The organism is Curtobacterium sp. HSID17257 (assembly GCF_003989515.1).
Taxonomy (GTDB): domain Bacteria; phylum Actinomycetota; class Actinomycetes; order Actinomycetales; family Microbacteriaceae; genus Curtobacterium.
Genome location: NZ_RBLU01000116.1, coordinates 1 through 9,676 on the forward strand (window position 1 = coordinate 1; position 9,676 = coordinate 9,676).

The following is a 9,676-nucleotide window of genomic DNA, read 5'->3' on the forward strand; positions in this document are numbered from 1 at the left end:
CGGGTCGGTCGTCGGCCCGGACGGGCTGCACCGCGCCGACGTGCTCGTCGAGGGCGGCCGGATCGCCGCGGTCGGATCGGGACCGTCCACGCCCGACGACGTCCGCACGGTCGACTGCGGTGGGCGTGCCGTGCTCGCCGGGGCCGTCGACGCGCACTCGCACGCCGGGTCGCGCGTCTTCGACGAGGACGTCCAGCTCGCGCTGCTCCGCCAGGGCGTCACGACGATCGTCACCGGCCAGGACGGCGTCGGCCCGGCCCCGGGCGACGGCACGTGGGCGGGGCGGTACTTCGCGGCGATCGACGGTCCGCACCCCCGGTACCGCGGCGGCGGCATCGCCGGCCTGCTGGCGACGTACGACGGCTCGACGCCCGTGAACGTCGCGACCCTCGTGCCGGCGGGGACGGTCCGGCACGAGGTGCTCGGCGACGAGGACCGCCCCGCGAGCGCCGAGGAGACCGACGCCGTGCGCGCGCTCGTCCGCCGCGGGCTCGCCGAGGGAGCGCTCGGTCTCGCCACCGGGCTCGACTACGTGCCGGGGCTGTACGCCGACACCGCCGAGCTCGCGGCGCTCTGCGCGGAGGTCGCGGCCGTCGACGGGATCTACGTCTCGCACGTCCGCGGCGGGTACGAGGCGAACCTGGGCGAGGGACTCGACGAGGTCGCCGCGATCGTCCGGTCGAGCGGGGTCCGGGCGCACGTGTCACACCTGCACGCCCCCGTCGACACCGCCCTCGGCCTGCTCGACGACCTGGCGGCGGACGGCGTCCCGCTGACCTTCGACAGCTACCCGTACTCGCGCGGCTGCACCATCCTGTCGATGCTGCTGCTCCCCGCCGCGCTCGCGCGACCCGGCACCGACGACCTGGCCCGCGCGGTCGCCGACGACGCCGGTCGTCACCGGGTCCGGGCGGCCGTCCTCGAACGGGTCACCGCGCGGCCCGACCTCGGGCCGGGGTGGGCCGACCAGGTCACCCTGTCGCACGTGCCGTCACCCGCGCACCACGACCTGCAGGGCCTGACCCTGACCGACGCAGCCGCCGCTCGCCGCACCGAACCCGTCGAGCTGGCGATCGACTTGCTCGTCGCCTCCGCACTGCAGGTGACGGCGATCATGCGGGTCCCGCACCCCCGGTCCCCCGCCGACCTCGCACCGCTCGTGCGGCACCCCGGGCACACCGCGGGCTCGGACGGCATCCACGTCGGCACGCACCCGCACCCTCGCGCAGCAGGCACGGTCGCGCGGTACCTCGGCGACTTCGTGCGCGCCGGGCTGCTCTCCTGGTCGGAGGCGCAGCGGCACCTGTCCACCACCGCCGTCGAGCACCTGCGGCTCGGCGACCGCGGGGTGGTGCGTGCCGGTGCGGTCGCCGACCTCGCGGTGGTCGACCCCGAGCGGGTGGCGGCACGCTCGACCTACGACGACCCGACGGCCACCGCGGTCGGGACGGACGACGTGCTGGTCGCCGGCATCGCGGTGCTCCGAGACGGGCGCCTGACCGGCGCGACCCCGGGCACCGGGATCCGGCGCGCGGGCAGGAGCGCGCCTCGGGGGAACGGGCCCGCGTGAGGTTCCGCTCAGGGACCCGGACGCCGGCGGCCGGTCAGGAGGCGCTGGGCAGCACCGCGACGACGTCGATCTCGACGAGGATCCCGGCCAGGTGCGACTGCACGGTCGTGCGGACCGGGTACGGCTCCGAGAAGTGCTTCGCGTACTCCTCGTTGAAGGCCGCGAAGTCGCGGTCCGAGTGCTCGAGGTGGACCGTCGACTTCACGACGTCGTCGAGGGTCGCGCCGTGCTCGGCGAGGACGGCGGCCACGTTGGCCAGCACCTGCGCGGTCTGACCGGCGACGTCCTCAGCCGTCTCCCCGGTCGCCGGGTCCTGCGGCCCGAACCCGGCGGTGTACAGGAACCCGTTCGCCACGATCCCCTGGCTGTACGGGCCGGCCGGGGCCGGGGCGTTCTCGGTGACGATGGCGGTCTTCGGCACGGTGGCTCCTCGTGGGTCGTAGGACGTGACCTGCCCCCGGCGGTCCCGCAGCGAACGCGCTCGTCCGTCGGGCAGGAGCCCCCAGGCTAGGACCGGCCACGCGACGGTGGCCGACCACCCGCCGGGGTCGTTCCGGTCTGCAGAACGGGTGACGCGCCTCCCGTCCGGTGCGGTGTGGCCGCGTACCCCCGCGTGCCGGAGGGTGCCAGGCGCCGGTCGGTACGCTCTGGACGTGCCCACCACGAGCCCTGCGCCCGCCGGAGCGGGCCGGTGAGCCGCACGGACGGCGCCGTCACCGGGACGCTCGCGAACGGTCGACGACGCGTCGTCGACCTGGCGACGAGCCTGCCCGTGTGGGCCGCGGTGCTCGCGGTATGGGGTGGTGGACGTCTCGTGTCCACGGTCTGGCTGGCGCTCGCCTACCCGCTGATGGCGCGGCAGATGCCGGACAACGCCATCTGGGGGAACGAGCACGGCTTCGGGTCGTTCCTCACCGCCTGGGACGGGCAGTACTACGAGCAGATCTCGGTGCACGGCTACCCGACCGCGTTGCCCCTCGACGCCGCCGGGCACGTCGCCCAGAACGCCTGGGCCTTCCTGCCGGCGTTCCCCTTCGCCATCCGGATGCTCACGGCCTCCACCGGCGTACCGTTCACGGTGGGGGCACCGCTGGTGGCCCTGGCCGCCGGGCTCGTCGCGACGTTCCTCCTGCACCGACTGGTGAGCGACCGTGCCGGGAACGCGGCGGGCATGTGGGCGGTCTTCTTCTTCACGTGCGGTCCGCTGTCGTTCCTGCTCCAGGTCGGCTACGCGGAGAGCACCTTCCTGGCGCTGACGTTCGGCGCGCTGCTCGCCCTCGAACGCCGCCGCTACGGCCTCCTGACGGTGCTCGGGGTCGTCGCGGCGTTCACCCGTCCCGGGGCGCTCGCACTGCCGCTCCTGCTCGGGGTCGTCGCCCTCGTCCGCTGGCTGCGCGTCAGGCGGGCCGCGGCCGGCACGGGCGTGCGGTCCCTCGACGCCTTCCCGGTGGCGGAACGCGTCCGGGTCGTCGTGGCTGGCGTGGTGATGGCCGCGGCAGGGCTGGCGTGGCCGGTCGTCGCCGCGCACGTCACGGGGCGGCCGGACGCCTACCTCGAGACCGAGATGTCCTGGTGGGTCAACTTCATCGGACGGGTCGAGTTCACGCCGATGACGCCCTGGTTCCTCATCGCGGGCCGGTGGCTCGGGGTCGGCGGGGTCCTCATCGTGGTGTTCCTGCTCGTGGCGTACCCGGTCTGGCTGCTGCGTCGGTCGACCCGTGCGCTCGGCTCCACGACGGTGCTGTACTCCGCCGCGTACGCGCTCTACGTCTTCGCGGTGTCGCTGCCGATGGCGTCGACCCCGCGGCTCCTCATGCCGCTCGCGCCGCTGTTCGGCTCCCCCGAGCTCGTCGCCCGGCCCTGGATGCGCTGGACGTTCGTGAGCTGTGCGCTGCTCGGGCAGCCGGTGCTCGTCGCCGTGCTCTGGCTGCTCGGCCCGCCCTGACCCCGGCGCGCGCGGAAGGCTCGCGGGACGCAACGTCGGCGGTTGCTCGCAGGGCTGTACCGCTGCGAGCAACCGCCGACGTTGCGTGTTGCGGAAGGGGGACGGGCTAGAGCTCGACGGTGCCGTGGTGGCCGGTGTCGGGCTGGCTCTGCTTGCCGATCGCGGCCTTGAGCGTCTGCACGAGGCTGCCGACCGGGCCGGCGTCCTGCGTCCAGTACTCGACCGAGTCACCCTCGACGGTGAGGAGTCGGATGGTCGGGTCCTGCCGGCCGTCCGGGAACCACGCCTCGGCGAACGGGGACCACAGTTCGTCGATGACGGACTCGTCGCGGGTGACCGTCGCCGTGCCCGCGATCGAAAGGTACCCGCCCTGCGACTCGATGGCGACGTTGACGTGCGGGTTCCGCGCGATGTCCTCCACCTTCTCGCTGCCGTCCTGCACCAGGAAGCGCAGGGTCCCGTTGAACGCCTTGTCCTGCACGGCGAGGGGTCGGGCGTGCAGGTTGCCGTCGTCGCTGACGGTGGTGAGCAGGGCGGTTCGGGCGCCGTGGACGATGTCCGAGATGGCTGCGCGGTGGTCTGCCTGCGTGTCGGTCATGATGCTCCTGTTCGTCGTGCGCCCCGTTGTGCTCGACGTCCGGCCGGGCACTGCCCGGGCGCGTTCCGTTCCCGCCAGTGTGCCCCTCGTCGCTGGGACCTGCCCGCCGCGGCGCGAGCGGCAGCGGCGTGGGTCAGGCGGCGCTCGTCGTGGCGGGTGGGAACGGGCGTACCTGGCGAGAACGGGCACACCTGGCCTTCCGGGAACAGGAGGTGTGCCCGGAACGATCAGGTACCGCGCTCGTCATGGGAAGGAACGGGCACGAGCACGCTCCGCCCCACCGCTCAGCCACGCGCCGCGGAGCCGAAGGCAGCGGCGTGGGTCAGGCGGCGGGCTCGCGGATCGTCGTCTCGACATCGACGACCTGCGGGACGCGCGGCATCGACGCGAAGCCGAACGCCACGGGCGGGTCGAGCGGAGCCAGGGACCCCAGCGGCTCCCCCGCCCACGACCCCGTGACGGCGGTGACGTCGTGCGCCCCGGTCACGCCGTAGTACTCGCGGCGGCCACCTCCGGCGGTCCCGGCCGTGCCCGCGCCGGGAGCGACCAGTCGTGCGACCGGGTCGATCACGCTGAGCCACCGCGGGTCGCGGGCGATCGGCTTCGGCACGATGCGGAGCACGCGCCCGAGCGGCGAGATGGCCCCGACGTCGATCGAGGCGCGGAGCGGGCCGGCGTCGAGCTCGAGACCACGAGCGGTGCGGCGGGCGCTGATGTCGACCACCGACACCGTGTCGAAGCGGTAGGTACCGGAGACGTACGCGGCGACGATCTCGTCCGGAGCGAGGAGCACGCTCGACCCGTCCGGCTGCTCCACGAAGACGTCCGTGAAGGCTCCGAACGGCGACTGCTCCCACATGCCGACGACGAACCGCACGCCGGACGTCGTGCCGACGCCCATGATGCGACCACGGAACCGACGCTCGACGGTGTTGGGACGGGGCGACATGCCCTGGACGGTACCCGGCGCTGCCGTGAGCCGACGCGGCGGGGGCGGGGCGCGCCTCCCGGCCGCACCGGCCCGCCCCGAGGCGGCTTCCGCCTACGGCACCGGCACCGGCTCGGCGAGCAGCTCGCGCACCCGCGGTGCGACACGCGTGCCGTAGAGCTCGATCGACCGCATCATGTCCGCGTGCGGCAGGCGACCCGTGGCGTAGCGCATGTCGAAGCGCGTGACGCCGAGGATCCGCATGTTGCGCGCGATCTTCCGCGCCACCGTCTCCGGCGACCCGACGTACAGCGACCCACCGGCGGACAGACCGGCCTGGTACCGGGCGGTGTCGAGGGGCGGCCAGCCGCGCTCGCGGCCCAGGCGGTCGGTGACGGCCTTGTGGTACGGCCAGTACCGCTCGGCGGCCTCTTCGTCGGTCTCGGCGACGAAGCCGGGCGAGTGCATGGCGATGGGCTGCTGCGGGAGCTCGAGCTGCGTGAGCGCCTGCCGGTACAGCCGCGAGAACGGGGCGAACTGGGCGGGCTGCCCGCCGATGATCGCGAGGAACAGCGGCAGGCCGTACGAGGCCGCACGGATGACCGACTGCGGCGAGCCGCCGACGCCGATCCAGGTGGGGATGGGGCCGTGCTCGAGCTTCGGGAAGACGTCCTGGTCGACGAGCGCCGCGCGCTTCGTGCCCGACCAGGTGACGGCGTCCCCGCCGCGCAGGGCGTTCCAGAGCTGCAGCTTCTCCTCGAAGAGGACCTCGTAGTCGGACAGGTCGTAGCCGAACAGCGGGAAGGACTCGGTGAAGGAGCCGCGGCCGAGGATCACCTCGGCGCGACCGTCGGACAGCGCGTCGACGGTGGCGAAGCGCTCGTACACGCGGACCGGGTCGTCCGACGACAGCACGGTGACGGCGGAACCCATGCGGATCGACGAGGTGCGGGCAGCGATGGCGGCGAGGACGACCTCGGGGGCGCTGACGACGAAGTCCTCGCGGTGGTGCTCCCCGACGCCGATGAAGTCGATGCCGACCTGGTCGGCGAGCACGGCCTGGTCGACGACGTTGCGGATGCTCTGCGCGTCGGACTGCAGCGAGCCGTCGGCGAGTTCGGTGGCGTCACCGAAGGTGTCGAGGCCGAGCTGCACCGGACCGATGCGCTCGGGTGCGGGCGGCGGGACGTCCGAGGGACGGCCGGTGCCGAATGCGTTGCTCATGTGCGCCTCCTGGTCGATGCGTTTGCATCAATCTACCACGGTGCGCAGGAGTCGGCCAGCCCCCGCGCGTACGGTCCCGCGCATGTCGAACATCCCCGACCAGACCGGCCGTCGCATCGTCGTGACCGGCGCGAACAGCGGCACGGGCAAGGAGACCGCGAAGCGCCTCGCCGGTGCCGGAGCGAGCGTCGTGCTCGCCGTCCGCACCACCGCGAAGGGCGAGGACGCCGCGACCGAGATCCGACGGGAGCACCCGGGCGCCGACCTCGAGGTCCGGGAGCTCGACCTCGCCGACCTCGGCAGCGTCCGCCGGTTCGCCGCGGGCATCGCCGACGACGGTCGACCCCTGCACGTGCTGGTGAACAACGCCGGCGTGATGGCCCCGCCCGAGCGCTTCGAGACCGCGGACGGCTTCGAGCTGCAGTTCGGCACGAACTTCTTGGGACACCTGGCGCTCACGAACCTGCTGCTGCCGACCTTGCTCGGCACGGCCTCGGGCAGCGACGACCCACGGCCCCCGCGCGTCGCGACGATGTCGAGCCTCGCGGCGATCCCGGGCAGCATCCGCTTCGCCGACCTGCAGTGGGAGCACGGCTACAACGGCTGGCGCGCGTACGCCCAGTCGAAGCTCGCCGACCTGCTGCTCGCCCTGCACCTGCACCGCCTGTCCGTCGAGCGGGACTGGCCGCTCGTCAGCACCGCGGCGCACCCCGGGTACACGCGGACGAACCTGCAGTCCACCGGCCGCTCGCTCGGCCGCGACCGGCCGGTGCGCGCGAGCGACCGCGCGCTCCCCTTCACCCAGGCGGTCGAGCAGGGTGCGGAACCGCTGCTGTACGCAGCCGTCGGGCCGGCCGCGGTGGGTGGCGCGTACTACGGGCCGTCCGGGTTCGGCGGATTGACCGGACCGACCACGACCGTCTCGGTGCCGCGGTCCGCCCGCAGTTCGGACCTCGCCCGGTCGCTCTGGACGGTCGCCGAGGACCTCACCGACACGCGCGCGCCCGCCTGACCGACGGCCCGGCACGGTCGCCGGCACCGGCACCGGCACCGGCACCGGTACCGGCGTCGGCGTCGGCGTCGGCGTCGGCGTCGTCGGCCTGGAGGCTCCCCCGCCCTGGGCTCCGTCGCCGTCACAACCGCAGGTGGTCCCGCGCGAACGCGTCGATCACCGCCGCCTCGAGGGCACGCTGCCCCCGGGCGGTCGGGTGCACGTCGTCGGACTGCATCCACTCGGGGTGTCCGGCCAGCGGCTGCCCGATGTCGACGTAGGTACCGCCGTCGCGCCGGATCGCCCGCTGCAGGGCGTGCGAGATCGTCGCGAGCTGCGTGGGCGGGTCCTGCTCGTTCCAGACCGCGCTCAGGCCCACCACCCGGGCCCCGGGCAGGTCGCGGTGCACCAGGGCCACGAGCTGGTCGGTGGCGCTCGTCACCTGGGCGTCGTCCTCGCCCAGGTCGTTCGAGCTCGCCTGCACGAACACGACCCGGGGTCGCAGGTCGACCGCGCGCTTCACGAGCCCCGGGTACGCGCTGGCGCACTCGTCCTGGTTCCCTGTGGCCACCACGCCGGCGCCGTCGCACGACAGGTTCGTCAGCTGCCAGCGTTCGGTCCGGGCCAGGAGCGCCGGCCAGGACTGCTCCGGTGTCAGCCCGTGCCCACCGCTCACCGAGTCGCCGATCACGACGATCCGCTCCCCCGGGGCGTGGTCCCAGGCACGGCCGGTCGTGCTCGGCGACGGCGTGGCGGCGAGCGAGGAGTCCTCGCTGCACCCGACGAGGGCGAGCGCGGTGAGGGCGGCGAGGGCCGTCGCGAGGACGGTTCGACCGCGGTGGCGGCGGAGCACTGCGGGAGCGCCGTCGACCGCGTGGGTGCGCGGGGACGGCCGGGTGGTCGGGGTCACGACGGGGACCGTACGCCGCCGGACCACGACCGGACCGCCCGGAGCGCTGCTGCTCCTCACAGCATCGAGGGACGCCGGGCCGGATCGGGTGTGGCCGACGCTGGGGTGGGTGAGCCGCAGTGGCAGCGCCGTCCCTCAGGCCCGGTGCAGCTCGACCGTCCCGTCGAGGCGCCCGGGGTGGGCGAGCCGTGCGTGCTGCAGCACCGTCCGACCGGGTGCGACCGCGGCGGCGACGACCGACAGCGTCGCGACGTGCCCGTCCGGTTCGACCGCGTCGCGGAGGATCGCGTCCGGGTGGTCGGCCGGCAGCGCGGCGGACTCCGCGAGCACGCCGAACCACCCGCTCCACCCGTCGCCGGCGTCCTCGCCGTGGTCGGCCGTCCGGAGTTCGTCGACGGGGCCGAGGACGGGCGGACCCACCGGTGCCGGAGCGGCGCGGAAGGCCTCGAGCCACCGACCGATCCGCGGCGCGGCGGGGTCGTCCGGCGCGCCGTGGGTGACCATGTGCACACCCGGCCCGAGCTCGGTCGTCCGGACCGCCGTACCGTCCCACGTGTCGACGGCGGCGCCCTCGGCCGTGGCCCGCACCAGGTTGAACGCGCGGGTGGTCGGGAGCGGGCCGTCGGGTCCCGGGGCCGCACCGGTCAGGGCGTCGAGCGGCAGCACACCGCGGGTGGTCCACGTCCCGTCCTCGCTCGGCACGGGCTCGGCGCGGTTCAGGACGACCGCGAGTCCCGCCGCGTCCGAGGCGGCGAGCCAGGCACCGCCGGCGGAGCGGTCACGGACGCCGCGGACGGTCGGGTCGAGGTCGGGCCACCAGGCGGCGGGCGGGTCCCAGGGGCGCTCGGGCGACTCGTCACGGAGCGCCAGCACGGTGACGGGCCACTCGGCGGCGGGGTCGACGCGGACGACGACGGTGCACATGGGCTCGATCCTCGCACGGCGCTCCGGGTAGCGTGACCGGCGTGGATGCTGCAGCAGGTCGCCGTCTGTCCGTCGTCGTCGGGATCACCGGGGGCATCGCCGCGTACAAGGCCGTGGGGGTCGTCCGCGACCTCGTCAAGCGCGGCCACGACGTGCACGTCGTCCCGACCGAGGGGGCGCTCCGCTTCGTCGGGCTGCCGACGCTCGAGGCGCTGAGCCGGAACCCCGTCACGACGAGCGTCTGGGACGACGTCGCCGAGGTGCGTCACGTCGCGCTGGGCCGTCGGGCGGACCTGGTGGTCGTGGCGCCGGCGACCGCGGACTCCCTGGCACGCATGGCGCACGGCCTGGCCGGGGACCTGCTCGGGACGACCCTGCTCGCGACCGAGGCACCCGTGGTGGTCGCCCCCGCGATGCACCCGCAGATGTGGGAGCACCCGGCGACGCGGGCGAACGTCCGGACGCTCCGGGACCGCGGGGTGCACTTCGTCGGCCCGGTGGTCGGTGCGCTGACGGGCGACGACGCCGGGATCGGCCGGATGGCGGAGCCCGAGGACATCACGGCCGCGGCGCTGGCGGTGCTCGA

Annotated in this window: 10 protein-coding genes; 4 read left to right on the forward strand and 6 right to left on the reverse strand. The window is 74.5% G+C overall.

Annotated elements, in window-relative coordinates:
• Window positions 1-1,570 (forward strand): amidohydrolase family protein (locus D8M35_RS13805; protein WP_202976565.1); only part of this gene is annotated, 1,570 nt, incomplete at its 5' end.
• Between the two features lie 34 nt (window positions 1,571-1,604).
• Here D8M35_RS13805 and D8M35_RS13810 read toward each other — a convergent pair.
• On the reverse strand, window positions 1,605-1,991 hold the full coding sequence (locus D8M35_RS13810) for a RidA family protein (RefSeq protein WP_126892370.1): 387 nt from the start codon (window positions 1,989-1,991) through the stop codon (window positions 1,605-1,607).
• Between the two features lie 270 nt (window positions 1,992-2,261).
• On the opposite strand from D8M35_RS13810, the gene D8M35_RS13815 reads away from it, so the two are divergent.
• Window positions 2,262-3,515 (forward strand): hypothetical protein, encoded by a 1,254-nt coding sequence (locus tag D8M35_RS13815; RefSeq protein ID WP_126892371.1) that lies wholly within the window; start codon window positions 2,262-2,264, stop codon window positions 3,513-3,515.
• Between the two features lie 106 nt (window positions 3,516-3,621).
• Here the strand turns inward: D8M35_RS13815 and D8M35_RS13820 are convergent, their stop codons facing one another.
• The 3 genes from D8M35_RS13820 to D8M35_RS13830 form a co-directional block, all read right to left on the reverse strand.
• On the reverse strand, window positions 3,622-4,113 hold the full coding sequence (locus D8M35_RS13820; RefSeq protein ID WP_126892372.1) for a pyridoxamine 5'-phosphate oxidase family protein: 492 nt from the start codon (window positions 4,111-4,113) through the stop codon (window positions 3,622-3,624).
• Window positions 4,114-4,435: 322 nt separating this feature from the next.
• A complete protein-coding gene (locus D8M35_RS13825) occupies window positions 4,436-5,062 on the reverse strand; it encodes a hypothetical protein (RefSeq protein ID WP_126892373.1) in 627 nt (208 codons plus the stop codon).
• A gap of 93 nt (window positions 5,063-5,155) precedes the next feature.
• On the reverse strand, window positions 5,156-6,265 hold the full coding sequence (locus D8M35_RS13830; protein ID WP_238638242.1) for an LLM class flavin-dependent oxidoreductase: 1,110 nt from the start codon (window positions 6,263-6,265) through the stop codon (window positions 5,156-5,158).
• 82 nt (window positions 6,266-6,347) lie between these two features.
• Between D8M35_RS13830 and D8M35_RS13835 the strand changes: the two genes are divergently transcribed.
• Window positions 6,348-7,277, forward strand: coding sequence for an SDR family oxidoreductase (locus D8M35_RS13835; protein ID WP_126892374.1), 930 nt, complete (start codon window positions 6,348-6,350; stop codon window positions 7,275-7,277).
• 121 nt (window positions 7,278-7,398) lie between these two features.
• Here the strand turns inward: D8M35_RS13835 and D8M35_RS13840 are convergent, their stop codons facing one another.
• Both D8M35_RS13840 and D8M35_RS13845 read right to left on the reverse strand, forming a co-directional pair.
• Complete coding sequence (locus D8M35_RS13840; RefSeq protein ID WP_161972672.1) at window positions 7,399-8,166, reverse strand: SGNH/GDSL hydrolase family protein; 768 nt, start codon at window positions 8,164-8,166, stop codon at window positions 7,399-7,401.
• 135 nt (window positions 8,167-8,301) lie between these two features.
• Window positions 8,302-9,090: an NRDE family protein gene (locus tag D8M35_RS13845; RefSeq protein WP_126892376.1), complete on the reverse strand. Its 789-nt coding sequence runs from the start codon at window positions 9,088-9,090 to the stop codon at window positions 8,302-8,304.
• A gap of 65 nt (window positions 9,091-9,155) precedes the next feature.
• On the opposite strand from D8M35_RS13845, the gene D8M35_RS13850 reads away from it, so the two are divergent.
• Window positions 9,156-9,676 (forward strand): flavoprotein (locus tag D8M35_RS13850; protein ID WP_274542777.1); only part of this gene is annotated, 521 nt, incomplete at its 3' end.